Annotated in this window: 27 protein-coding genes and 2 rRNA genes; all 29 read right to left on the bottom strand. The window is 32.3% G+C overall.

Annotated features, from left to right (window positions below; genetic code table 11):
- Position 1: 1 nt before the first annotated feature.
- The gene (locus tag N524_RS0108395) at positions 2-268 is read right to left on the bottom strand and encodes an RNA-binding S4 domain-containing protein (RefSeq protein ID WP_017638134.1); all 267 of its coding nucleotides are present in this window, start codon (positions 266-268) and stop codon (positions 2-4) included.
- Positions 268-1,455, bottom strand: a complete 1,188-nt coding sequence (locus tag N524_RS0108390) for a MazG nucleotide pyrophosphohydrolase domain-containing protein (protein ID WP_029056250.1) — start codon at positions 1,453-1,455, stop codon at positions 268-270. Before N524_RS0108390 ends, N524_RS0108395 begins: the two co-directional genes overlap by 1 nt.
- Complete coding sequence (locus N524_RS0108385) at positions 1,455-2,981, bottom strand: polysaccharide biosynthesis protein (protein WP_029056249.1); 1,527 nt, start codon at positions 2,979-2,981, stop codon at positions 1,455-1,457. Before N524_RS0108385 ends, N524_RS0108390 begins: the two co-directional genes overlap by 1 nt.
- Positions 2,971-6,480: a transcription-repair coupling factor gene (mfd, locus tag N524_RS0108380; RefSeq protein WP_017638137.1), complete on the bottom strand. Its 3,510-nt coding sequence runs from the start codon at positions 6,478-6,480 to the stop codon at positions 2,971-2,973. Before mfd ends, N524_RS0108385 begins: the two co-directional genes overlap by 11 nt.
- Complete coding sequence (gene pth, locus N524_RS0108375) at positions 6,477-7,049, bottom strand: aminoacyl-tRNA hydrolase (RefSeq protein ID WP_017638138.1); 573 nt, start codon at positions 7,047-7,049, stop codon at positions 6,477-6,479. Before pth ends, mfd begins: the two co-directional genes overlap by 4 nt.
- Before the next feature lie 231 nt (positions 7,050-7,280).
- Positions 7,281-7,946 carry a 50S ribosomal protein L25/general stress protein Ctc gene (locus tag N524_RS0108370; RefSeq protein ID WP_029056248.1) on the bottom strand — a complete coding sequence of 222 codons (666 nt, stop codon included), beginning with the start codon at positions 7,944-7,946 and terminating at the stop codon, positions 7,281-7,283.
- Between the two features lie 153 nt (positions 7,947-8,099).
- Entirely contained in the window at positions 8,100-9,065 is a 966-nt protein-coding gene (locus tag N524_RS0108365; protein ID WP_017638140.1) for a ribose-phosphate diphosphokinase, read from the bottom strand.
- Positions 9,066-9,169: 104 nt separating this feature from the next.
- The gene (glmU, locus tag N524_RS0108360; protein ID WP_017638141.1) at positions 9,170-10,534 is read right to left on the bottom strand and encodes a bifunctional UDP-N-acetylglucosamine diphosphorylase/glucosamine-1-phosphate N-acetyltransferase GlmU; all 1,365 of its coding nucleotides are present in this window, start codon (positions 10,532-10,534) and stop codon (positions 9,170-9,172) included.
- Positions 10,535-10,853: 319 nt separating this feature from the next.
- A complete protein-coding gene (gene spoVG / locus N524_RS0108355) occupies positions 10,854-11,156 on the bottom strand; it encodes a septation regulator SpoVG (RefSeq protein WP_029056247.1) in 303 nt (100 codons plus the stop codon).
- Positions 11,157-11,227: 71 nt separating this feature from the next.
- Positions 11,228-11,602, bottom strand: a complete 375-nt coding sequence (locus tag N524_RS0108350; RefSeq protein WP_017638143.1) for a RidA family protein — start codon at positions 11,600-11,602, stop codon at positions 11,228-11,230.
- 16 nt (positions 11,603-11,618) lie between these two features.
- Positions 11,619-12,443 carry a pur operon repressor gene (purR, locus tag N524_RS0108345; RefSeq protein ID WP_026083525.1) on the bottom strand — a complete coding sequence of 275 codons (825 nt, stop codon included), beginning with the start codon at positions 12,441-12,443 and terminating at the stop codon, positions 11,619-11,621.
- 13 nt (positions 12,444-12,456) lie between these two features.
- Positions 12,457-13,305, bottom strand: a complete 849-nt coding sequence (gene ispE, locus N524_RS0108340) for a 4-(cytidine 5'-diphospho)-2-C-methyl-D-erythritol kinase (protein WP_017638145.1) — start codon at positions 13,303-13,305, stop codon at positions 12,457-12,459.
- 300 nt (positions 13,306-13,605) lie between these two features.
- Entirely contained in the window at positions 13,606-13,869 is a 264-nt protein-coding gene (gene veg, locus N524_RS0108335; protein ID WP_002451728.1) for a biofilm formation stimulator Veg, read from the bottom strand.
- A 99-nt stretch (positions 13,870-13,968) separates the two neighbouring features.
- Positions 13,969-14,859 carry a 16S rRNA (adenine(1518)-N(6)/adenine(1519)-N(6))-dimethyltransferase RsmA gene (gene rsmA, locus N524_RS0108330; RefSeq protein ID WP_017638146.1) on the bottom strand — a complete coding sequence of 297 codons (891 nt, stop codon included), beginning with the start codon at positions 14,857-14,859 and terminating at the stop codon, positions 13,969-13,971.
- Between the two features lie 4 nt (positions 14,860-14,863).
- Complete coding sequence (rnmV, locus tag N524_RS0108325) at positions 14,864-15,412, bottom strand: ribonuclease M5 (RefSeq protein WP_029056246.1); 549 nt, start codon at positions 15,410-15,412, stop codon at positions 14,864-14,866.
- 142 nt (positions 15,413-15,554) lie between these two features.
- Positions 15,555-16,331, bottom strand: coding sequence for a TatD family hydrolase (locus N524_RS0108320; protein ID WP_017638148.1), 777 nt, complete (start codon positions 16,329-16,331; stop codon positions 15,555-15,557).
- A 28-nt stretch (positions 16,332-16,359) separates the two neighbouring features.
- Positions 16,360-18,330 (bottom strand): methionine--tRNA ligase, encoded by a 1,971-nt coding sequence (metG, locus tag N524_RS0108315; protein WP_017638149.1) that lies wholly within the window; start codon positions 18,328-18,330, stop codon positions 16,360-16,362.
- A 228-nt stretch (positions 18,331-18,558) separates the two neighbouring features.
- Positions 18,559-19,398, bottom strand: a complete 840-nt coding sequence (rsmI, locus tag N524_RS0108310) for a 16S rRNA (cytidine(1402)-2'-O)-methyltransferase (protein WP_029056245.1) — start codon at positions 19,396-19,398, stop codon at positions 18,559-18,561.
- A gap of 1 nt (position 19,399) precedes the next feature.
- Positions 19,400-19,648 (bottom strand): GIY-YIG nuclease family protein, encoded by a 249-nt coding sequence (locus tag N524_RS0108305; RefSeq protein WP_017638151.1) that lies wholly within the window; start codon positions 19,646-19,648, stop codon positions 19,400-19,402.
- The gene (locus tag N524_RS0108300) at positions 19,641-20,366 is read right to left on the bottom strand and encodes a tRNA1(Val) (adenine(37)-N6)-methyltransferase (RefSeq protein WP_017638152.1); all 726 of its coding nucleotides are present in this window, start codon (positions 20,364-20,366) and stop codon (positions 19,641-19,643) included. Before N524_RS0108300 ends, N524_RS0108305 begins: the two co-directional genes overlap by 8 nt.
- Positions 20,367-20,460: 94 nt before the next feature.
- Positions 20,461-20,808, bottom strand: a complete 348-nt coding sequence (yabA, locus tag N524_RS0108295) for a DNA replication initiation control protein YabA (RefSeq protein WP_017638153.1) — start codon at positions 20,806-20,808, stop codon at positions 20,461-20,463.
- A 16-nt stretch (positions 20,809-20,824) separates the two neighbouring features.
- On the bottom strand, positions 20,825-21,628 hold the full coding sequence (locus N524_RS0108290; RefSeq protein ID WP_017638154.1) for a PSP1 domain-containing protein: 804 nt from the start codon (positions 21,626-21,628) through the stop codon (positions 20,825-20,827).
- On the bottom strand, positions 21,629-22,555 hold the full coding sequence (locus tag N524_RS0108285; protein WP_029056244.1) for a DNA polymerase III subunit: 927 nt from the start codon (positions 22,553-22,555) through the stop codon (positions 21,629-21,631).
- Positions 22,556-22,733: 178 nt separating this feature from the next.
- Positions 22,734-23,063 carry a cyclic-di-AMP receptor gene (locus tag N524_RS0108280; protein WP_002451717.1) on the bottom strand — a complete coding sequence of 110 codons (330 nt, stop codon included), beginning with the start codon at positions 23,061-23,063 and terminating at the stop codon, positions 22,734-22,736.
- Between the two features lie 34 nt (positions 23,064-23,097).
- Positions 23,098-23,709 carry a dTMP kinase gene (gene tmk, locus N524_RS0108275; RefSeq protein WP_029056243.1) on the bottom strand — a complete coding sequence of 204 codons (612 nt, stop codon included), beginning with the start codon at positions 23,707-23,709 and terminating at the stop codon, positions 23,098-23,100.
- A gap of 2 nt (positions 23,710-23,711) precedes the next feature.
- Positions 23,712-25,049, bottom strand: coding sequence for an aminotransferase class V-fold PLP-dependent enzyme (locus tag N524_RS0108270; protein WP_029056242.1), 1,338 nt, complete (start codon positions 25,047-25,049; stop codon positions 23,712-23,714).
- Between the two features lie 35 nt (positions 25,050-25,084).
- Positions 25,085-25,612, bottom strand: a complete 528-nt coding sequence (locus tag N524_RS0108265; RefSeq protein WP_017638159.1) for a GNAT family N-acetyltransferase — start codon at positions 25,610-25,612, stop codon at positions 25,085-25,087.
- A gap of 576 nt (positions 25,613-26,188) precedes the next feature.
- Positions 26,189-26,303 (bottom strand): 5S ribosomal RNA (gene rrf, locus N524_RS0108260).
- 69 nt (positions 26,304-26,372) lie between these two features.
- Positions 26,373-26,511 (bottom strand): 23S ribosomal RNA (locus N524_RS0108255); the annotation flags it as partial.

Here is a 26,511-nt window from a genome sequence, read left to right as displayed (position 1 = left end):
TTTATTCAGATTCATTAATACGCTCTTCTTTAACTAATTCGTACATACCTTTAGCATTCTCTTTAGAAGCATGCTCATTTAATCCTGTAACATTAACAGTCACAAGTTTCTGTCCGAAACGAATAACTAATACATCCCCAACTTTAACATCTGTTCCTGCTTTTGCTACATTGCCATTAATTGTAATACGTCTTTGATCACTAATTTCTTTAGCCAATGTACGACGTTTAATTAATCTAGATACTTTTAAAAATTTATCTAATCTCATTAATGATTCTCTCCTTGCTCTAAATATTGTTTAAGAGCCACTTCATCAAAATCTTTATTTTTTGTTTTATCATACAATGACATGAAATGGTCTGCAAATACTTTCTCAAATTTCACACGTGGTTGTTTGCCTTCCTTGGATTTAGCCGTCGCCCAAATTGATTTTAAATCATCAATTGATTCTGCTGATGCATCACTAAATATATGAGGATGTCGACGAATCATTTTAGCATTTAAGCTGGCAATCACTTCTTTAACATCAAAATAGCCTTCTTTTTTACCAATGCTTGTATGCAGTAACACTTGTAACAGTATATCTCCAAGTTCTTCTACCATGTGCCAATCATCTTCATTATCGATAGCTTCAAATAACTCAAACGTTTCTTCTAGTAAATAACGTTTAAGCGTTTGATGTGTTTGAACTTTGTCCCAAGGGCAACCTTTTTCATCATCAACTAATAAATCAATCGTCTGCTCTGCAAAATCAAAGTCATTATAAAGTGCCTCTGATTCTATAACTTGAGGGACAAAAACACTAGTTAAGTTATTAAACGCATCTTCAAAATGATCAAGTTCATATAATGCACATTGCGTCACTTGTGCTTCACCAGTACGTGCACCTGTCACAATTGCTACCTCATGTTCATCTGGATATCTTTCCATTAAAGTTAGCTTAATATCTGCTGCTACCATTTCACTATAAACTTGCGTAATAAGTGTATTTGTACGCACATTTAGTTGCACTTCTTTTAAAGATGTAGCATCAAGTAGTGTGAAACCATCATTAGGATCAACATTCACAGCTTCAAATACGTCATCGATGAAACTTTTACCACCTAGTACTTTTACATCTATATCGTTATTTTGTGCATGATACTCCATTAATTTCATAGTAGTCGTTTCTGCCACACGTGGATGCCCTGGAACTGCATAAACAATGTCTGATTGTTGTGCTTTATCAATCAATTGTTTAACAATTTCGTCATACACTTTTTCAAATTGGTCATTATTTTCATAAATATCATCGAAACCTTCAAATTCTATTTCATTTTTAAGGTCCTCAATAACTGGATGTTCAAGTGTACGTGCATATATCTTAGGTTGTTTTTGTATAAAACGATATATACCTAATGGCAAATCTTCTATACCATAGTTTCCTAAACCAATAATAGTAATAGTTTGTGTCATTAACGTCTTCCTCTCTTAAAATGATATAGCTTATCTCCTAAAGGTAAAAATTTAAGTTCTCTATAACTTAGTACATTAAAAATACCGACATATATCATAAACACACCTACGCCAATCAATGCACTAATCATTAAAGATATTAATCCAATTACACGACCATTAGATGGTAATACAAACATTATTATTTGGACTACAACTGACATTATAAACAGCCCGACCACTAATTTAATAATAAATTTACCCATTTGACTAAAATGATAGGATTTTAAGACTGCCCAATGTAATATAGCGCAAAAAATAATTAATGATAATACTGTACTTATACTTGCACCTAATATTTGTAATTGATGAATAAAAATAACATTCAATATAATCTTCATTAATAATCCGCTTATAAACCCAATTAAAATAGGCTTCGTATTATTAATTACTTGTAGTAAAGCTATATCCATCATGATTAATGATACACCAATTACTGTTAGCATATAAACACATAACGTGCTTGTTTGACTATCCGTCTTAAAAAACACTTGATTCATTAGCGGTAAAACATTAATTAGACCTACACCTGCTGCCGAACTAATTAAGACAGTTATTTTTAATGAGGCGTTAGCATATCGGTTCATTTGTATAGATTGCTTCTTTTGAATTGCATCAGTTAATAATGGAATTAAGACAAAACTAAATGTCGTTGTAACAATTAATCCCATTTGTATAAATGAAGCACCTCTATCATATACACCTTTTTGTTTAATCGCTTCTATAAACGTTAATCCTGTTGTTTTAAGCGTATGAATAACAGTAAAACTGTCTGCTACTTGCCATAAAATAACAATCAACTGACTTAATGCAAAAATAAGTATAGCAATGAGTAAGTTTTTCCAGCGGATTTTTTCTTTATCATTATTCAAATTTAATTTAAATGGTCGTTTAGCTAATAAATACAATGTCGAACCTAAAAATCCTATAGATGACGCAATAATTGCTAATGTTCCAGCTTGATATATAGACCAATGTTGTTTCACAAATAACAATATAGCTATCATGATTAAACATACTCGAATTAATTGTTCTATAACCTGGGAAATGGCGGGTATATTCATTTCTTGTTTTGATTGAAAATATCCTCTTAGGACACCTAATACACCTACAAAAATAAAACTAAAGCTTGCCATTCTAATCATCGGTGTTAAATGTACATCACCCATTAATTTAGAAATCATGTTTGCACTACTAAAAATCACAATACAAATTACAAAACCTACACTTTGTATTACTAATAATACTTTTGAAAAGTATTGTTCATGTTGGTCTTTTCTTAAATTTTGTGTCACAGCACTTGGAATGGCATTCATAGACAAAATCATACCTAGCGCTACAATGGGGTGTATTTGTTGATATGCATATAAACCTTCATCACCAAGTATATTTTGATAAGGTATTCTATAAATCGCACTTAAAATTTTAATAACAATTAATGCAATCGTTAGTATCACTACACCATTAAATGCGGGTTTATGCTTCATCTTGAATACTCATACTTTCTTCAATACATTTAACTAAGAATTTTAAGTTATCTAACCATTGCTTAGACTTAGTAAGTGTCACTTTCATTGTGCCATTCTCAACGCCAACTTTCATTGATCTACCAAGTGGTTGAGTATTTTTAAATAATGCTTCGCCATCTATATCAGTAGTAGATTTCTCTGATAATAAAATTTGAATTTGTTTACCTAAATCTTTAATTTTTGTAATACCTGCATGTAAAGCATGCGTTTTGATTTCTACAATATCTAATAAACGTTCAACTTCTACTGGATATTCATTAAAACGATCGATTAATTCATCTTTGATATCCATAAGTTGTTCTTCTGATTCCACTTTTCGTAGTTTCTTATAAATTTCAATTTTAGCTTGTTCATTTTGAATGTATTCTGCTGGTAAATAGGCGTCTAAGTTGAGTTCAACTTCTACTTCAGGTGTATCTGGTGTTTCTTCTTTAATACCTCGTTTTTCATTAACTGCTTCTTCAAGCATTTGAGAGTATAAATCAAAGCCGACAGAATCTATAAATCCATGTTGCTGCTTACCAAGTAAATTACCGGCACCACGAATATTTAAATCACGCATAGCAATCTTGAATCCTGAACCTAGTTCAGTAAATTCTTTAATAGCTTGTAATCTTTCTTCAGCTGTTTCAGTTAATACTTTGTTTGTAGGGTGAAGGAAGTAAGCATAACCAATTCTACTTGAACGTCCTACACGTCCACGCAATTGATATAATTGACTTAGACCAAATCGATCCGCTTCTTCAATAATTAATGTATTGGCATTCGGAACATCTACACCTGTTTCGATAATCGTAGTCGTTACCAAAATATCATATTCGTGATTAATAAAACTCAACATCGTTTCTTCTAAATCTCGTTCTGTCATTTGACCGTGTGCAACAGCGATATTTGCATCAGGCATCAACATTTGAAGTTGTTCTCTCTTTTCATATATTGATTGAACTTTGTTATATAAATAAAATACTTGTCCATCACGAGATAATTCTCTTTCTAACGCTTCTTTAATAAAATTCGTATTTTGTTCTAATACATACGTCTGTACTGGAAAACGATTTTCAGGTGGTGTTTCAATAACAGATAAGTCACGTACACCAAGCATACTCATATGCAATGTTCTAGGTATTGGCGTAGCTGTAAGTGTTAACACATCCACATTATTTTTCAATGTTTTAATTCTCTCTTTATGACGTACACCAAAGCGTTGTTCTTCATCGACAATAAGCAATCCTAAATCTTTATAGTGTATATCTTTTCCAAGTAATTTATGGGTACCGACAACAATATCTACGTAACCAGATTTCAGTCCTTCTTTTGTTTCTTTTACCTCTTTTGTAGAACGGAAACGACTAATTAATTGAATTTCTACAGGGAAATCTTGCATACGTTCTATTAATGTTTCATAGTGTTGTTGCGCTAATATAGTAGTTGGTACTAAAAATGCAACTTGTTTACCTTCCATAACTGCTTTAAATGCAGCTCGTACAGCAACTTCTGTCTTACCGTAACCTACATCGCCACATAATAAGCGATCCATTGGACGTTCTCTTTCCATGTCACCTTTAATTTCTTCAATAGATTTACTTTGATCGGGTGTCAGTTCATATGGGAAGTCCAATTCGAAAGTAGATTGTTCTGCAGTGTCTGGGCCAAATTGGTAACCTACAGACATTTCTCTTTGTTTATATAAATCGATTAATTCGTCTGCAATATCCTCAACACTTTGTTGAACTTTTGCTTTAGTTTTTTTCCACTCTGTGCCACCAAGTTTGTTTAAACGTGGCGATTTATCTTCAGAAGCAACATATTTTTGTACTTGATCCATTTGATCTACAGGAACGAATAATTGATCGGTGCCCTTGTACTGTAACTTAATATAGTCTCTATGTTGTTCTCCAACTTCTAGCGTTTCTACGCCTAAATATCGTCCTACACCGTGGTGGACATGGACGACATAGTCTCCTACATTTAAATCCTGATAGGACTTAATTTTTTCAGCATTAGACATTGTTTTCGTACGTTTACGTTGCTTTTTCTGTTTTGTTTTAAATAATTCTCTTTCAGTTATCACAACTAATTGCATATAAGGTAATTCAAAACCTTCTGATAAGCTACCTTCTAAGACAACAGCTTGACCACTTGTCGAAGCTTGATCAATATTTGTCACTACAGGAATATGCATTTCGTTCAACATAGATTGTATGCGTTCTACTTTTGTTTCTGTCTCAACAAGAACGATAACAGCATATTCATTTTGAATAAATCTTTGGAATTCAGAACGCATAATATCATATTGACCATAAAACTGTTGAACTGGCTTACATGAAAACTTAATAATATGTTCTAATTCAACAGGCATAGATGACGTAAATAAAGTAAAGTAAGCAACCGGATTATCTTGTAGAAGATTTTCAAAGCCATCATACTGCATAAAACTTTGACCAATAAAACCATTACCACTTTCGATTAAGTTGCTTATAAAATCATCAACTTCAGTAGTCAAAGTTTCTTCTGTTTCTTTAATACGATTATATTCGTCAACTGCAATGACTACATCCTTAGAAAAATAATCAATAATAGTAGATGGTTGTTCATACATAAATGCCACTAATCTTCTTAACAATTGATGGTCAAAAAATGTAGATTCAAAGAGTTTGAAACTTTCATATGTTTCTTTCAAATCATTTCGTACAGATTTTTCTATTTTAGGTCTTGTTTCTTCATACGCTTCTTTTAAATGAGTTTGTAAATGATTGATGACCTCATCTGTAATAATATAATCACTCGCTGTCGTGATTTCTATACTTTCTAAATTATCATTAGATCTCTGAGTTTCAACATCAAAATCTCTAATAGAATCAATTTCTGTATCAAATAGTTCTATTCGGACGGGCGCTCCAATTAGAGGATAAATATCAATGATTCCTCCTCTAAGAGAAAATTCCCCAATATGCGAAACCACACTTTCTCTTCGATATCCCATATTGACTAATTTATTTAAGAAATCATCAACTTCAATATCATCTCCAACATTCAATGTCATTTGATGATTGCGCCACATTTCTACCGGCGTTAACCATTTTTTCAATCCATTTAATGGGACGATAAATAACCCTTTCTTTCCATGAGCCAGTGCTGTTAGGGTTCTAACACGTTCACTCATGAGCTGAGGGCTTTGCGTAGAAAATTCTTCCGTCATGATATCTTGGACTGGATATTTATAAATTTCTTCATCACTGACGTATTGTAAAATATCTGCTTCGATTTTATCTGCTTGATATAAGTTATTAGTCACTAATAACATTTGTTTATGGTCTGATAAATATTTTTCAGCAATCAATGTAGCTTTAGCTGAAGGGGATAGGCCAGTAACTAAAATATTATCTTGGCCAAACACTTGGTCTAATTCCTGAAAACGCTTATCTTCTTTTATATAGTTAGAAATGACTTGTCTCAATTGATTTCACCATTATATTCATTCATGACATTATCAAATCTAGATGTTTCTATAAATGCTTCCACTGCATTTGCTGAATGTTCAATGACTTTCTCCATTGTCATCATTTCTTCTTTTGAAAAGCGTTGTAATACATAATCAGGAACAGACATACCATTCGTAGGTCGACCAACACCTATACGAATTCTTTTAAATTGATCAGTACCTAGCATTTTAATAATAGACTTCATACCATTGTGACCACCAGCGCTGCCTTTTTGACGCAAACGCACATGTCCTTGATCTAAATCTAAGTCATCATATAATACAATAAGATCTTCTACATCTACATTATAATAATCCATTAACGGGGCTACTGCCTCACCGGATAAATTCATCATTGTCATTGGTTCAATAAGTAAAACTTTGTCACCATTCATTCTTTCAATAGTGTATACACCTTTAAATTTTTGCTTATCTAATTTAAATCCATGACGCTCTAAAATATAGTCAATGACTTCGAAGCCAATATTGTGTCTTGTAAGTTCAAATCGTTTACCAATATTTCCAAGACCTACAATACATTTCATATGTCGTTACCTCCAAAATTAATGTTTATCATTTAGTGACTATTCTTCAAATGATATATTGTCTCCGATTAAAATAACCAATCGTAAGTTAATCTTTATATCATTTATCAATACCACAATTTTATAATCATTCCCTATAATAACACAAAAAGCACTATGCTTATTAGTATAAGCATAGTGCTCGTCAATAAAGTTAAGAATCTTTATAAGATATTATAATTGATAATAATCTTATTCTTCTTCTTTATTTTCTTCTTCTTCGTTGTCGTCATTTTCTTCGCCAACGCGTTCTGGTTCTTCAGTAGCTGCTTCGCCTTCCATAGCTTCTACTTCTTCTTCAGTAGGTTCATCTGTTGGAGGAACTACTGTTACGATAGATTCTTCAGGATCGTTTTCGATAGTGAAGTCACCAGAAACTTTAATGTCAGCTACAGAATAGCTATCGTTGATATTTAATTCAGTGATATCAACTTCGATTGCTTCTGGGATATTATCTGGAGTAGCAGTTACTTGTAAGTCGAATAATGGTTGTTCAACTACGCTGCCTTCTTTAGCGCCTACTGCTTCACCAACTAATTGAACTGGTACTTCTACAGTACGTTCTTCAGTCATGTTAATAGCTAAGAAGTCGATATGAGTGATTTGGTTTTTCAATGGATCGTATTGGTAATCTGATACCATTACTTTGATTGATTTAGAACCAACACCTAATTCGATAACGCCGTTACGTCCTACTTCACGGATAACTTTGATAAATTCAACTTCATCAACTTTAACTGAAGTATTTTTTGTTCCGTAACCATATACAACTGCAGGTACTTTACCAGCATTTCTAAGTTGTTTAAGGTCAGAACGAGTTTGTTTACCTTGACGGATGATTGACTTTAATGAAGTCATTCTATTTCCACCTTTCATCTTTCGCTCTTTTAATGAGCTCCTCACTTACCCATCAACATCAATCGTTGCTTGTAAGTGTTTATTTATTCGTATAATCACGAACGAATGTATTATACACGCTTAAAACATTTTCGTCAAACGCATTTAACAATTTTAGTCGAATAATACACTAACTGATTCTCTTTCATATACACGAATAATAGCTTTACTAATTAAACCTGCAACTGAAAGTTCTTTCGTATTTGTTGGTTTACGACTTTCTTCTAATTGAATTGAGTTCGTAACGATTAATTCTTTAATTGCTGAATTTTCGATACGTTCTTTAGCTGGACCTGATAATACAGGGTGTGTACAACATGCATATACTTCTTTAGCACCTTTATCTTTAAGTGATTGAGCTGCTAAAGTAATTGTACCTGCTGTATCAATAATATCATCAATAATGATGGCTGTTCTTCCTTCAATATCGCCCACAATGTTCATTACTTCAGCCACATTTGGTTTTGGACGACGTTTATCAATAATAGCAATTGGAGTTTTTAAAATGTCTGCCAATTTACGTGCTCTCGTTACACCACCATGGTCAGGTGAAACAACAACACATTCTTCTGGATTAATAGCAGGATCATTTTGGAAATGTTGCGCTAAAATAGGTACACCCATTAAATGATCAATTGGAATATCAAAGAAACCTTGGATTTGTGGCGCATGTAAATCTAATGCAATCATGCGATTTGCTCCTGCAGTTTCGATTAAGTTTGCTACTAATTTAGCAGTAATAGGTTCACGACTACGTGCTTTTCTATCTTGACGAGCATAACCGTAATAAGGTACTACGATGTTAATATTTGCCGCCGATGCACGTTTACAAGCATCAATCATAATAAGTAATTCCATTAGATGTAGATTAACTGGGTATGAAGTAGGTTGGATAATAAAAACATCACAACCACGGATACTTTCTTCTATATTGATTTGAATTTCTCCATCACTGAAACGTTTTACAGAACATTTTCCTAATTCAATACCTACATGGTCTGCTACTTCCTGTGCTAAAGGTTCATTACCTTTAAGTGAAAAAATCTTTAGCGATGAATTCTTATATTCATTATTTAACATTTATAGTCCTCCAATTATTTACTTACACATCTACTATTATATAGAAAAATAAACTTGATTACTATGACAAAAGTCTAAATCCTATGTTTACATATTCATTTCAATTATTTCTTATCGTTGTTTAAATAGCCCTCTTTATTTACTTGTCTTGCTCTCGCTAATGCTAAACTTTCATTTGGAATATCATCAGTTATCGTTGAACCAGCAGCTATTAACGAATGATCACCTACTGTTACTGGAGCAACTAAATTGGTGTTACAACCGATAAAGGCATCTTTTCCAATAATCGTTTTAAATTTATTCACGCCATCGTAATTAACGGTAATAGAACCACAACCGATATTCGTACGTTCGCCTATTTCGGCATCGCCAATATAACTTAGATGTGACACTTTAGAACCATCTTTAAGTTCAGCTTTTTTCACTTCTACAAAGTTACCTACTTTAACTTCTGCACCTAATTGAGAACCTGGTCTTAATTGTGCAAATGGGCCTACATTCGTATATTTGCCTACTTGAGACTCATTGATGACTGATTGTTTAATATTTGCATAAGAATCAATGACACTGTCATTAATTTCTGAATATTGACCAATCTTAACTTCTTCACCAATTACAGTTTTACCATTAATTCTGACACCGGGTTCAATTATTGTATCCATACCTATTTTTACATCAGGTCCAATAAACGTACTTGCTGGATCAATAATTGTAACTCCATTTCTCATATGAAATAGATTTAAGCGCTTTTGTAATGCTTTCTCAGCTTGACTTAGCATGACTCTATCATTTACGCCAATAATTTCTTCAAAGTCATCTGTATGATATGTACTTGCTTTACCATTATCTTTAATAATTAAAGAAATGACGTCAGGTAGATAATATTCTTGTTGCACATTATCATTCTTAACTTGATCTAATTTTTCAAATAAGGTTTTATTATCAAATGCAAAGATACCTGAACTAATTTCAGTAATTGCTTTTTCTTCGTTGTTAGCGTCTTTTTCCTCTACGATTCGCAATAATTGCCCTTCGTTATCTTTAATTACTCTTCCATAACCTTTTGGGTCATTAGCTGTAGCTGTTAAAACAGTAGCTTTGGATTGGGATGATTCATGTTGTTCGATTAAAGATTTTAGTGTTTCAGCTGTGATAAGTGGTGTATCTCCACACACAACCAATGTTGTACCCTCGTTATTTCTTAAATGTTCTTCTGCCATTTTCACTGCATGTGCTGTACCAAGTTGTTGATCTTGATAGCTATACAATGATTGATTACCTAATGTTTCTTTCACACTTTCAGCACCGTGTCCAACGATTGTTATAAGCTGGTTCACGCCTGATTGTTGAACATTATTAACTACATGTTCAATCATTGATTTGCCAGCAATTTCATGTAGCACTTTATATTTTTTTGATTTCATTCTTGTGCCCTTGCCTGCTGCCAATATTATCGCATGTCTTTGCATGAATGCTAACCCTCCATAAAATATACACTTCTCTACTATTATAATTTAACCGCTATCACTCTTTCAACATATAACCTATTTAGATGAAATACTTATTATGTGCTATTCACTTACAAAACCATGAATAATTTACTTAATGTTAGTTGTTATGGTGTTGATTTTAATGCTTAAATTTTTAAGTAAGTTCAAATGATTAAAACATTTAATGAAGAGGGACAAAATATACTTGAAAGTAAATGTTATATTTTAAAAGTAGTCCTAAAAACAAAAACAGAGTCAACATAGTATAATATGTTGACTCTGTAAAATATGTTTATATTTAAGCTTCGTCAGATTCATCTGATGTTGCATTTTTATCAGGAATGACTTCATCAGTTTCATCATATACTTTCATCACTGCATCTTGAATTTCTTGTCTCATTTCTGAGTTAATTGGATGCGCGATGTCGCGGAATTCACCATCTGGTGTACGTTTACTTGGCATTGCGACAAAAAGACCTGAGTTTCCTTCAATCACACGTAAGTCATGGATTACAAACGCCTCGTCTAATGTGATAGAAACAAGCGCCTTCATTCTACCATCTGTATCTATTTTTCTAAGTCTAACATCTGTCACTTTCATGTAGTGAGCCCCCCTAGTATATCTTTGTTTTATTAGAAGCTTGACAATTGCTCAAAAGAAAATTATATCCTTTATTTAACTTTACTAATTAATTCTATTTCTACTTTAACATCTTTAGGTAGTCTAGCTACTTCTACACAGCTACGTGCTGGTTGATGTTTATCGAAATAACTTCCATATACCTCATTTATATATTGGAAATTATTCATATCAGAAATAAAAATAGTTGTTTTAACAACATTATCTAAATCTGAACCTGCTTCTTTAAGTACCACAGATAAATTTTCTAAAACTTGTTTAGTTTGTTCTTTTACATCATCACTGACAATTTCTCCCTCTAAATTAAGTGGGATTTGACCTGATGTATAAACAAGTCCATTTACTACTGTAGCATGTGAATAAGGTCCTAATGCTTCTGGTGCTTTATTTGTGTTAATTATTTCCATGATGTAATTCGCTCCTTTAAGAAAATTTAGACAAGCTATTGCCTGGTTCTACTTTAAATTCCTGATTATATTCGTCAACATCTGATAGTCTTACCAAGGAAGTATAATCTTCTATTAACCTTTGTTTTACTTCTTTCGATTCTACGAGTACTGATACCCCTTTTACGTGTGCTTTAAACTCATTCATTAAATTCATAACACCGTTGATTGAGCCACCTGCTCTCATAAAATCATCGACGACAAGTACATTAGAATTTTCAGCTAATGTACGCTTAGATAATACCATTGTTTCTATTTTTCTAGACGATCCTGAAACATAATTGATAGAAACTGTAGAACCTTCTGTTACTTTATTATCTTTTCTAATAACTACTACAGGTAAATTTAATACGTTTGCTACTGCATTAGCAAGCGATATACCTTTCGTAGCAATCGTGACTACAGCATCTAGTTGTTCGTTCATATAAATACTCGCTATCAATTTACCTACCTTATTTAATAATGTAGGGTTTCCGACTAAGTCTGATAAGAATAAATAACCGCCTGGCAACAATCTATCTTTCTCATCTAGTAATGAAATAACTTCATTTACAACTTCAGTCGCTTCTTCCTTACTCATCATCGGTTTATATGTTACGCCTCCACTTGCTCCTGCTGTAGTCGTAACTGTTCCCAATGCTTCTTTTTGAAATGTACTTTTAATAATTTGTACATCCTCACTAATTGAAGATTTTGCCTGTTCAAACTTATCTACGAAAAATGTTAAAGGAATCAATTTATTCGGGTGGTTCATCAAATATTGTGTCATAAACACAATTCGTTCACTTCTTTTATACCTCATCATTTCAACCCTTCTATCCTAATAATCTAACTAAATATACTTCGTTACAACATCCGTTTACAGCATTATAAATATTTTTGGCTTGGCTTTCTTTTTGTGCTAAACCATAAACTGTTGGTCCACTACCACTCATCAAAGCTCCGTCTGCACCACATTGCAACATATTTTCTTTTATCTTTTTAATTTCTGGGTGCATCTCCATCGAAATAGGTTCTAATCTATTAGATAAACTGGCACATAACTTGTCATAGTCCGAAAATTTTAACGCTTCTATACAATCTTGAGTATATACTTCATGACTATAATTTAAATCCAACGCTTTAAATACATCTGGTGAAGAAATGCCAATATTCGGCTTTGCTAATACAACCCAGGCAGAAGGTGGTTTGTTTAAAAATGACACCTTTTCACCTCGACCAGTACAATAAGCAGTCTTGTTATATATACAAAATGAAACATCAGTTCCAATTTTGTTACCTAATGTACACAGTTCATCCAAAGATATATTTAAATTATATAAACGATTCATACCTCTCATAGTGGCAGCTGCATCTGCTGAACCACCTGCTAAGCCAGCTGATACCGGAATATCTTTATCAATCGTAATTGTCACGCCTTGTTTCAAATCATATGTTCTTGTCATTAATTCAGCAGCTTTATATGCTAAATTCTTATGATCATCGGTTACAAAATTATGTTCGATTTCAACCACAATTTTGTTATCTTTTCTCTTTTGAAAAGAAAGTCGATCATTTAAATCAACTGTAGTCATAATCATCTCAATCTCGTGATAGCCATCTTCTCTTTTAAAAAGTGTATCGAGCGTAAAATTTATTTTGGCAGGTGCCGTTTCATATATCATTTTTCCGCCCTCTCTTCGTAATCTTAATAAGATGATTTTAACATAAAGGACTAAAAGATTTGATAGTTAATGTTCATTTTTTTCATAAATAATTATATCAATCATTCTTAGAATATATTAAAAATGAATTAAATCAATGATTATCAATAATTCATCTTCACTTATTTAAAATTTAAGAAAGTATTTTAAGATTTAAAACAAAAAAAGAGTATTGAACATCTCGCTCAATACTCACCTTAATATGATATAAAACTTAAAATGATAGTGTAGTCATAACTACAACTATATTATTATGTCTATTTAGTGTGCAATTGCTTCTTGATGATTATCTTCTTCAAATGAAACTTGTACGTTCTCTGTTAATACATCAGTGTATGTATAAGATACTCTTTCGAAGTTATGCTTATCTTGGTCTAGTTCAACAACAAATACTGATGGGTATGTCTCTTTTAACACACCAGAACGTTCGATTGTTTTCTTACGACCACCATTGGCTTTAAGTACAATACGATTTCCTAAATGACAATCAATAGAATTTTTGATGTCCAAAATTGATTTTGGCATATTGCTCCACCTCGCTACAAGTGTTATATTACCATGTTTGTAGCGTTTTTGTCAAATAAAACTAAAATTTTATCAAGGTACGAAAGCTTTGTCAACAATTTAATTTACTAATTCTGGAAAATTATCCATTTCTTTATATAACATAGCAAAATCTTGAATTGACAATGTTTCTCCGCGTCGTCTAGGATCGATACCAGCTTTTTCTAACCAATTTAATATACTTTCTTTATGCTGTTTACCATCTTTAAAGAAATTTTGATAATTATTATTAATCGTTTTACGACGTTGTGCAAATGCGGCCTTTGCTAGCTTGAAGAATGCTTCTTCATCATCAACATCTACTAATGGTGTTTCTCTTTGCATTAACTTAACCACAATAGAGTCTACATTGGGTGGTGGCATAAATACTGTTTTAGGAACTGTAAGTACTTTACTTGTTTCTGTATAGTATTGCGTCACAATAGATAACGAACCGTATGCTTTAGTACCTACTTCAGCATTCAAACGTTCGCCGACTTCTTTTTGCATCATCACAACATATCCATCGATAGGTATGTCTTGTTGCATTAAATTAAGTAATATAGGTGTCGTTATATAATATGGTAAATTAGCAACGACCATAATTTTATCACAATCGTTTAAGTGTTCACTAACCGCCGATGCAATATCCGCTTTCAAAATATCTTCGTTAATAATCGTCACATTATCATATGGCGCTAACGTCTCTTTGAGTACAGGTATAAGTCGATGATCAATTTCAAATGACATGACTTTCTTAGCATGTTTCGCTAATTGTTCTGTCAGAGAACCCATTCCAGGTCCAACCTCTATGATGCCTGTACTTTTATCAATATTACTAGCATCAATAATTTTGTTAATTATATTTACATCGATAAGAAAGTTTTGACCTAAACTTTTCTTAAAATCAAATCCATATTGATTTAATAATGCTCTTGTTCGCGATGGCGTTGCTATATCTTTATGATCCATATCATCATTCACTTCCCTTATCTTCATTTAATGCTTGTCTTACATCATCTTCATTATACCCAAAGGCATTTAATTTTTTTAATAATTGTTTACCATTCGAATGTCCAATATGTAATTTTCGGCCTAAGATTTCACGTCTTCTTCGTGCATCCTTACCTATAATTAGTCCTAATTCTATGAGCACACTTTTATCAATAGATTCTTCAGCTTCTTCAAATGGAGAACTTACGTACATGAGTGCCTCTCTTATATCCTCAACTTGAGCATGTTCAACACCTATTTTGCCTATTTTATTTTTAGCCTTTTCTCTATCAATATAAGCATGTTTTACTCCAGGGACACGGTCCTTAATTGTGTTTCTAATTTTATCCCCAGGAAAATCTGGATCAGTTAGTATAATCACACCGCGTGTTTCTTGCGCTTGTTTAATAACAGCGATGACCTCTTCATCTACTGCGCTACCATTTGTTTCAATTGTATCGCATTCAACTGCAGATTTTACACGTTGTGTGTCGTCCCTGCCTTCTACTACTATAAATTCATTTATTTTCATATTTTAATTCCTTCTTCAAAAATAATTAACTGTAAGCTCTTTATATTTTAACAAAATATGATTAATCACACTGCCTTCAGTCTTAATTTAATAAAAACTGAGAAAGATATCCAATGAAATGATACCTTTCTCAGTTTAACAATTATGCTTTATTTAACTTAAATAATCTTTCAGCATTTTCAGTTGTTTGCTTACAAACTTCTTCATAAGTCATATCGCGTAATTCTGCAATTTGTTGCGCTACTAATGTCACGCGTTGTGGTTCATTACGTTTACCTCTGTATGGATGAGGAGATAAATATGGTGCATCCGTTTCAACTAATAGTCGATCCATAGGCACGTGTTGAGCTACTTCTTTAGGTTGTTTTGCATTCTTAAATGTCACTGGACCACCTAATGAAACGTAGAAATTTAATTTATTGATAACAACATCAGCAATTTCTGGTGATGCACTAAAACTATGCATAATACCGCCAACTTCTTCAGCGTGTTCTTCCATTAAAATATCCACACAATCTTGTGTCGCTTCACGATTATGAATAATAATTGGTAATTTCACACGTTTAGCTAAAGCAATTTGCTTTCTAAATACTTCTTTTTGAACATCGGCAGGTGATTTATCCCAATGATAATCTAGACCCATTTCTCCAATACCAATTATTTTCGGATGTTTTGCTAAGTTTTCAATCCACTCTAATCTTTCTTCTGTACAATCAATTGCGTCTACAGGATGCCAACCGATAATACCATAGATGAATTCATATTGGTCTATTAACTCCATCGTACGTTCAATTGTAGGTGTATCAAACCCTACAACGAACATGCGATCAACACCATCTTCTCTAGCACGAGTAATGACATCTTTTAAATCTTCATCATATTGTTCATCATTTAAATGAACGTGTGTATCAATTAACATGATTATCCCCCTTATTTAATAGAATATCTTACTTAACGATTGCACCATTTGGAATAGCATTAGGTAAGCTAATAAGTGTTAAGACACCATCTTTTTCAGCTGATAAAATCATACCTTCTGATTTTTGTCCCATTAATTTCGCTGGTTTTAAATTAGTAACTACTGCTACTTTTTTACCAATGATATCTTCTGGACGATAAAATTTAGCAATACCTGATACTATTTGTCTTTGTTCATTATCTAAATCTATTTGAATTTTTAATAGTTTATCTGATTTTTTAACATTTTCTGCATCAACAATTGTTGCAGCTTTAATTTCTACTTTATCAAAATCTTTAATATCAATAATATCTTTACTTGGAACTGATTCTTGTTCTGTTGATTTTGGTGGTTGCATTGATTCTTTAATATATGCAATTTCCGCTTCAGTATCTAGTCTTGGGAAAATTGGTGTTGGTTTAGCTGTAACAGTAATAGGTTCAGTTAATGCACCGTATGTTTCTAAACTAGAGAATTCAGTTAGTTCTGGATTATTGATATTTAATTGTTTAAATATTTCTTTTGGTGCATGTGTAATGAATGGACGTAATAATACTGATGCAAAACGAATATTTTCAACTAAGTGTGCCATTACATTACCAAGCATGTCTTTTTGACTTTCATCTTTAGCTAAAACCCAAGGCGTTGTTTCATCAATATATTTATTAGTACGACTAATAAATTTCCAAACTGTTGATAAAGCAACTGAGAATTGTAAACTATCCATATTTTCATGGAATTCTTTAACTGTTTCCAATGCCATTGCTTCCATATCTTCATCTAATTCATGTTTAGGGCCTTGATATGCAGGTAGTTCTCCTTGGAAATATTTATTAATCATAGAAATAGTACGATTAACTAAGTTACCTAAGTCATTAGCTAAATCATAATTTGTTCTTTCAACAAATGCTTCTGGCGTGAATACGCCATCTGAACCAAATGGTAATTCTCTCATTAAATAATAACGAGTAGCATCTAGACCATAGCGATCAATCAGTACGTTAGGATCAACGACATTCCCTTTAGATTTACTCATTTTACCGTCTTTCATTAGAATCCAACCATGAGCAAATACCTTTTTAGGTAATGGTAAGTCTAAAGCCATTAGTAAAATAGGCCATATAATTGAATGGAATCTTACAATTTCTTTAGCCATTAAGTGTATATCAGCTGGCCAATATTTATTAAATAATGTTTCATCATCTGATAAATAACCTAGGGATGAAATATAGTTTACAAGTGCATCAATCCATACATAAACCACATGTTTTGGATTTGAAGGCACACTTACGCCCCAATTAAATGATGTACGTGATACCGCTAAGTCTTCCAACCCTGGTTTAATAAAGTTATTAATCATTTCATTCTTTCTTGAAGGTGGTTGAATAAAGTCTGGATTTTGATCATAAAATTCTAGTAATCGATCAGTATATTTCTTAATATTGAAGAAATAACTTTCTTCTTTAACTAATTCTACTTCATGACCTGAATCCGGGCTTTTACCGCCAACAATTTTACCGTTTTCATATACTGGTTCAACAAGTTGTGATTCTGTATAATATGTTTCATCTGGTACAGAATACCAACCTTCATATTCACCAAGATAAATATCGCCTTGTTTTAATAAACGCTCAAATACTTTTTCAACGACTTGTTTGTGGCGTTCTTCAGTAGTTCGAATAAAATCATCATTAGAAATTTCTAATTTATCCCATAAGTTTTTAATTCCGGCAATCATTTCATCTAAATATTCTAATTCTGTTTTGCCGGCTTTTTGTGCTTTTTCTTGAATTTTTTGACCATGCTCGTCAGTACCTGTTAAATATCGAACATCGTAACCTTGCATTCTTTTATATCTAGCAATTACGTCACCTGCTACAGTAGAATATGCGTGACCTATATGCAAGTTGCCACTTGGATAATAAATTGGTGTTGTTATATAAAATGTATCTTTAGCCATCAATGGTCCTCCTCGTTTCTTACAAATTAAATGATATCTAAATTTATTTTGCTTTTCAATTGTGTACCGTTAGTACGTTTATTTACTCATTTCAAATATTTGTTACTAAACAATTGGTTAATATTATCTTTACTACAATACCATAATTTAAAGCATTATTGTGTTGAAACTCTCTATTATTTAATCGTTTATAATATGTGCTATCTATTTTTTAATATTGAGCTACTTTTAACCAATATGATGATAAATATTATAAATTTCGCTTGTTTTACTTTGTCGATCTTCTGCAACCATTTTAATAGCTGCTTTGGTTTTAACACTTTTTTCTTTTATATAATAATTCACATGTTCCTCGACAGACATATCTTCAAACCATAATGTTGAGATTTCAGCTTCAGCGCCCTCAATTAAGATTACAAATTCTCCCTTTAATGGAATATCATTGTTTTGCACCTTAGTCAATAAAGTTTCCACATCTGCTGTAACAATTTCCTCAAATTTTTTAGTTAACTCTCGTCCTAGTGAAACTTGGCGATGGTTATCAACTTTAGCAATGGATTTTAATGTATCTGTCACTCTGTGTGGAGATTCATATATAATAAGTGTACTATTTTGATACATACGTTCTGAAAGAATATTAACTTTATCTTTGTCTTTTCTAGGTAAAAAGCCTAAAAATGTATATGTAAAAGATGGTAATCCACTTGCCATTAATGCCGTTAAACCAGCATTCGGTCCTGGTATGGTTTCTACTTTAATATTCTGTTTTCGTGCTTCAACTACTAATTCATACCCAGGATCACTGATTAGCGGTAACCCTGCATCAGACACTAAAGCTATATTCAAACCTGATAATAATTGTTCTATCATATATTCAGTTTGTTGATCTTTATTATGTTCATGATAAGATTTCAAAGGTGTCTTAATCTCATAATGATTACATAGTTTACGTGTAACTCTTGTATCTTCACATGCAATTAAATCTACTTGATGGAGTGTATCTATTGCACGATAAGTAATGTCAGCTAAATTACCTATTGGCGTTCCGACTAAATATAATGTAGACATATTATCCCTCTTTAATCATTCTTAATTTCTTTTGTCTAGTGAAGGTCTTAATTTCATATTCACGTTTTAATGCTTCTGATTTGGTCGAATATGTTTCTTGATAAACTAACTCTACCGGACGTCTTATTTTTGTATATTTGGCACCTTTACCTTCATTATGTTTCGCTACACGTGCTTTTATATCTTTAGCATACCCTGTATATAGACTTCCATCTTTACATTTTACAATATAAACAAAATGTTTATCCATAATATATACCCTTCATTTCTTCTGAATACATCCCATCCTTTTGATAAATATAAAATGGGGGTGTAATATCCAAACCTTGATTTCCTGATTTTCTTCCTTCAACTAAAATGGTTTGAGCGTCTCTATCCAATTTACTATAAACTAATGTTAGACGTTTAGGTTCAATATTTGCGCGTCGCATTTCAGTTAGAACATCCATCATTCTTTCAGCTCTATGAACCATATATAATCTGCCACCTTGTTTCAATAAATGTCTAGCTGCCATTAAGCAATCTTCTAATTTACATAAGATTTCATGTCTAGCAATTTTATGAGCTTCCTTTTGATGTTGATGTAATTGATTTTCTTTAAAATATGGTGGATTACATGTAACAACAGAATATTGAGATGGTTTAAAATGTTGGAATACACTTTTGACATCCATTTGATGCATATAAAGTCGATCGTCTAGTTGATTATATTTAAAACTTCGTTGAGCCATATCTACAAGTTGTGGTTGAATTTCAATGCCTTCAATAGGTTGATTACCTTTATATGATAGAAGTAATGGTATTACGCCATTTCCTGAACATATATCTATGACTTTATCTTTTTTCCTAATTTCTGCAAAATCGCCTAGTAACAATGCATCAGTTGAAAAGGAAAATACATCATCATTTTGAATTATTTTTAAGTTTTCTTTGATTAGTGAATCTAACCTCTCATTATCCTTTAGCATTTATCTTTCTCCTAAAAAAGGGACGCTGTTATATCGTAGTAATTCATTGTCTACTCATAACACATCCCTATCGTCTTTCTAATATCAAAAATGTTTAATCACTTAATACATTTAAACATAATAAGCAATCTTCACCATGTCTATGTTTACCAAATAACTCACCTTTGCAAATATGAAATCCTTCTTTATATAACATTGCTAAGTTATCTTTACTAGGTAGTGGTTTTTTTACATTTTTAGTTTGGTGTGAGTTAACAGTTTCTGAATTTGAACTTTCACTCTTATCCATTAATTGTTTTAAATTATCATTTTCTACTTGAAGCGCTACATTTTCTTCAACAAGTGCTACTGCTAAATCTTTTAAATCAGACATATCCTCATTAAGTTGATTCATATTTGTTTCTAAGCGCATCAATTTTTCAAACAACTCATTCCGATTCAAAGGTGGTTAAACCTCCTTAATTAAATGCTTCAATTTCTTCCATTTTATATTCTAACGGTTGCTCCATGCCTTCTACTTTAACTTGCATGGATATATCTAAAATATTCAATCCAACAACTTGGCCATTACCATCTGGCGTTTCAATTGAATCACCTACATCTGGTAATTGGGCACGTGCTTCTTCATAATAGTCATTCTCATATTTTAAACAGCACATTAAACGTCCACATGCACCAGATATTTTGGCGGGATTTAACGATAAGTTTTGATCTTTAGCCATTTTTATGGATACTGGTTCAAAATCTCCTAAAAATGTAGAACAACAAAGAGAACGACCACACGGACCTATGCCACCTAATAATTTAGCTTCGTCGCGTACTCCAATTTGTCTTAATTCGATTCTCGTTTTTAAATTTTGTGCTAATACTTTAACTAACTTTCTAAAATCAATACGATCATCTGCAGTGAAATTGAATATAACTTTTGATTTATCTAACGTGTATTCACAGTTTACTAATCTCATATCCAATCCCTGTTGACTTACTACATCTTTACATAATGCTAATGCCTCTTCGGCATCATCTGCATTACTATAGTATGTGTCTATATCTTGTTGTGAAGCTACTCTCATAACTTCTTTCAATGGAAGAGTTACATCACCTTCATCAACTGATCGTGTCGGCATTTTAACCAATCCGATTTCTATACCACGTTTAGATTCTACTACTACCCAATCATCTTTTTTAATCTGTAAATCCTTAGGCGCATAATATTCTAATTTCCCAGCCTTTTGAAACTGTACTCCTATTACATCTGGCATCTATCTCACACCTTTAATCACTATTTGTTCAAATACAAGTGTTGGGTTTACATTTTGATTTAACTTTTTATGTGCTTCTGTTAATTGATCGTACATCAATATAAGTTGGTTATATGTTAAATGTTTTGCATATTTTTCTATCTCAACACTTAGGTCGCTAAATATATATTCACTATTCATTTCTACTTTTGCATGCATAATATCCTCAAAAAATCCATTCACTGAAGCTAACGTTAATAACTGTAATTTACGGTTTTTAGCCTGTTTCAATAAATCAATAATACCAATCAAGGCCATTGAACGATTTGATAATAATAATTCACACCATCTAACGATACTCTTTCTTAAACTCATAAGATCATATTCTTCATTTAAATTGAATGCAGTTTCTGCTTGAGTCGTGAAAGTACTGAACATTTCAGCAACTGGACGTGATATTGACTGCTCAACTAAATAATCAATGAATTGTCCTTTATCAATAGGTTTAAAATAAACATGTTGGCATCTTGAATGTATAGTATCTAAAATCTGTTCCGGCTTTGTAGATAATAATATTGCAATCGTATTTTGAGGTGGTTCCTCCAAGAATTTTAATATACTATTTTCACCTTGAACAGTTAATTTTTCAAAATCTTCAACAATATAAACTTTATACTCACCTTCTATAGGTAGTTGATTCATATGATGAACAAGTTGTTCGATGGCTTCCTTTTTTATAGTACTTTCTTCACTAGAGACATACAAAAAATCAGGATGGTTGAATGTACTAACTTTAACCTTGCACTGTTCATTATCTTTACATAAAATCATCTTAGCAAAGTTCATAGCAACATTTTGCATAGATTGTGCATCATCGCCTTCGAAAAGATAAGCATGCGATAATTTATTCGAATCATATGCATTGGTTAATTGCTGTTGTTCATCCATTTAGATATCTCTCCTATATCTTCTTATATAAAAAGACTGCTAAAAAAGCAGTCTCAAATTGTTAAATACTTTTTGTTGAAACTAATAAATAAAATTAAAACACAACATCATCTGCATATGCTTAATTCGGGGATGATATAAAAAGTAAATAGTCATCCCCCTATTTTATTAGTTCGATTTAAAATTGATGGAATGCTTCAATAGGCATTACAAATACCGTAGCACCGCCAACTTCAACTTCTACTGGATATGGTATGTAAGAATCTGCACTACCACCCATTGGTGTAATTGGTGATACTAGTTGTTCTCTATTACCACATGTATTATTAATCACTGATAATAAGTCGTCTACACGGTCATCATTGACCCCACATAAAAACGTCGTATTTCCAGCTTTTAAAAACCCACCTGTTGTTGCTAATTTAGTTGCTCTAAAATCATTTTTGACAAGTTGGTCTGAAAGTTCTTGGCTGTCTTGGTCTTGGACGATTGCTATAATCATCTTCATTTTTATAACACCTCTTTCAATTATTATATCACAATTATTTTAAATATTTGATGATAGATTTGTATGTAGCTGCAACAACTTCATCAAGAGGTTGATCAGCGTCTATTTGAACAAAACGTTGTGGTTCATTTTCTATTATTTGATGATAGCCCTCAATCACTTTTTCATGAAAATCAATATCTTCTTGATCCAAACGATTTTGACTTCTACTGTTTTTTAAAATTCTTTCACGACCTACTTCGGCAGAAACATCTAAATATATTGTTAAATCTGGATATAATCCATTAATTGCGAATTCATTTAAAGACTTTACCTCTTCAATACCAATACCTCTAGCAAATCCTTGATAAGCTAATGAACTATCGATATATCTATCACACAAAACAATCTGTTTATTTTTTAATGCTGGAATCACTTTTTCTACTAGATGTTCACGTCTTGATGCTGCAAAAAGCATTGCTTCAGTACGAATATCCATGTGGTTGCCTTCTAGCACGACTTTTCTTATCTCTTCACCCGTTGGTACGCCACCTGGTTCACGAGTTGAAATAACATCGTAAGTTTGAGCCAACTTTTTTGCTACTTCTTTTATAACTGTAGTTTTACCTGAACCTTCTGGCCCTTCAAATGTTATAAATGCTGACATTTTTATTCATCCTTAATTAAAATTTGATTATCTTTTATACCTTCAACTTTCATATTTGATTGTTGATATTGATTCATCAATTTTATCATATTTCCAGTAATTTTTTCTCCTTTAAACAAAATCGGAACCCCTGGTGGATATGGAATTATGTGACGTGCTAAACGGTATTCTAATGAATCATTAATATCTATCCATTTAACATCATTATAAAATGTAGGGACAAACTCTCCGCATTCAGTCATAAGTTCAGGATAAAATTGGCTCACTTGCTTAATATCGGGTAATAACATACTGTTTATTTTTTCTAATAATATATTAAATGGATATTCGTCTCCTTGATGCCATAGTGGTAATACAAATAAAACTTGGTAATCATCGGCTAATTCTACGTAAATATGTTCCTTTTCAAACCAGTTTTGTATGTCATATCCAGAATAACCAGGATATGTAATCAACATTTTCAATGGATCATCAACATCATTTACAATGAATCCTTTATTCTCTAGAGAGCTCAGTAATAATTTCCTCTTTTCAAAAAAGATATCACTTTGATATTCTTCATAAAATGTATGTGCCATTTCTAAACTTGCCATAACAAGATATGAAGGACTAGATGTTTGAAAATATGATAAATATTGTTTGATTTCTTCTTTATGTGGCGCATCTTTATGTATATAAAGTATTGATCCCATCGTTAGTGCTGGTAATGTTTTATGATATGACTGGACTACATAATCCGCTCCATAATTTAAAGAAGAAGTTGGAAAACCTTTCAAATCGAAATGAGCGCCATGTGCTTCATCAATTAATACTGGAATATGTTTTGAATGTAGAAGCTCAATGTCAGATTGGATATCATAAGTTTCACCATAGTAATTAGGATATGTCATAATAGCTAATTTCTGATTATTTAAGTCTAAATCTTGTACCTGTGGAGACAAGTAATGATGTGATGTCGAACTTACTTTCATTTTTGTAAATTTAGCTTTTTGATGGGCTAACTCTAATCCATGAAAAACAGATTTATGTACGTTTCTAGGTATTAAATATTCACCATTTTGATACGCTAATGCTTGTATTACAGACAAAATACCTGACGTTGTACCATTAACTAATAGATAAGCATTATAATCTTGATGTTTATTGAATTCCGCCATGCTATCTAAAATAATTTCTTCTGGATGATGTAAATCATCTAATCCACTTATTTCAGTCATATCCATTTTAAAATCTAAGTTTTTTAATAGACCAATTGTCATATTTTTATGTCCAGGAACATGCATTGAAATACTTTGGTGTGATATTAAATTTTTTAATTGATTGGAAATAGGTTGATTCAAATCATCACTCTTTTCACTATAATTAATTTATTCGATTATCTTATATGAGATAAATCATCATCTTGTTGGTTGACCCAATTTCTTTTTAACAATCCCATGACATAACAATCTCTATATTCGCCCCTTGTATAAAAGTGCTCTTTTAATTCACCTTCAATTTCAAAGTTGTTACTTTTATATATGTGCACTGCTTTTTCATTTTTAACATCTACATAGAGATATACCTTGTGCATATTAAGTACTAAAAATGCATAATCTATTGCCATCTTAAACGCTTTTTTAGCGTACCCTCTATTCGCAAATTGAGGATCTACTATAATTAACACCTCGCATGTTCTATGTATAAAATTAATTTCCAATAACTCAACAACACCGATAGATTGTTGGTTTTCTTCAATTACAAAACGTCTTTCAGATTCATCTAAAATATGCTTTTGGTAAAGTGATTCTAGTTCACTTAATGATTGATAGGGTTCCTCAAACCAATAAGACATAATTGAATACTCGTTATTCAAGTTATGTAAATACTGTAAATCTGTTTTTTCTAAAGCTCGTATAATCATCTCTATAGCACTCCTTTAGTACGATATTATTGAATTTTATGTTAAATGTAAATCATTTCATAATAAAAAAGGAAGTTAAGCAACGTTTTATTGCTCGACTTCCATTGGCATTATACTCTATTAAGTTTATGATTCACTAGTTGATGATTTAAAGTACTTTTCTTTTTAGGCATAAAAAAAGAGACCTTATGGTCTCAATGCGGCTCATCGCATCCTATCATTTGCCTGGCATATATAGTTGTACTTAATAGCTAAAGCTATTAAGTAAGTAAAACAATGCGATTATAAATCGCTGTTTTGCTTTAGAACGTTAGTCTGCTACCATCGGCGCTAAGGAGCTTTCTCAACTCGAGATAAACGCTCGCATTCTTCTTCTTTTTCGTCTCTCTCTTACTCACTTAGCTCGACTAAGCTCGTAGCGTTCTTTACCCCAACTTGCATTGCTTGTTGAATTTTCTACCAAAATCCTCTATGTTAGGGCCCCGCTCTTCATTGATGATTTAAAGCACTTCACTTTTTATGTATAAAAAAAAGAGACCTTACGGTCTCAATGCGGCTCATCGCATCCTATCATTTGCCTGGCAACGTCCTACTCTAGCGGAACGTTAGTCCGACTACCATCGGCGCTAAGGAGCTTAACTTCTGTGTTCGGCATGGGAACAGGTGTGACCTCCTTGCCATTGTCACCAGACAAATGGAATGTATTATACATTCAAAACTAGATAGTAAGTAAAGTGATTTTGCGTCGCAAAACATAAAATTGATTAAGTCTTCGATCGATTAGTATTCGTCAGCTCCACGTGTCACCACGCTTCCACCTCGAACCTATTAACCTCATCATCTTTGAGGGATCTTATAACCGAAGTTGGGAAATCTCATCTTGAGGGGGGCTTCATGCT

The sequence above is a fragment of the Staphylococcus sp. URHA0057 genome (genome assembly GCF_000620265.1).
Lineage (GTDB): Bacteria > Bacillota > Bacilli > Staphylococcales > Staphylococcaceae > Staphylococcus > Staphylococcus pasteuri.
Note: the sequence above shows the minus strand (reverse complement) of the source record. Positions and strands in the feature narration are given on the sequence as shown.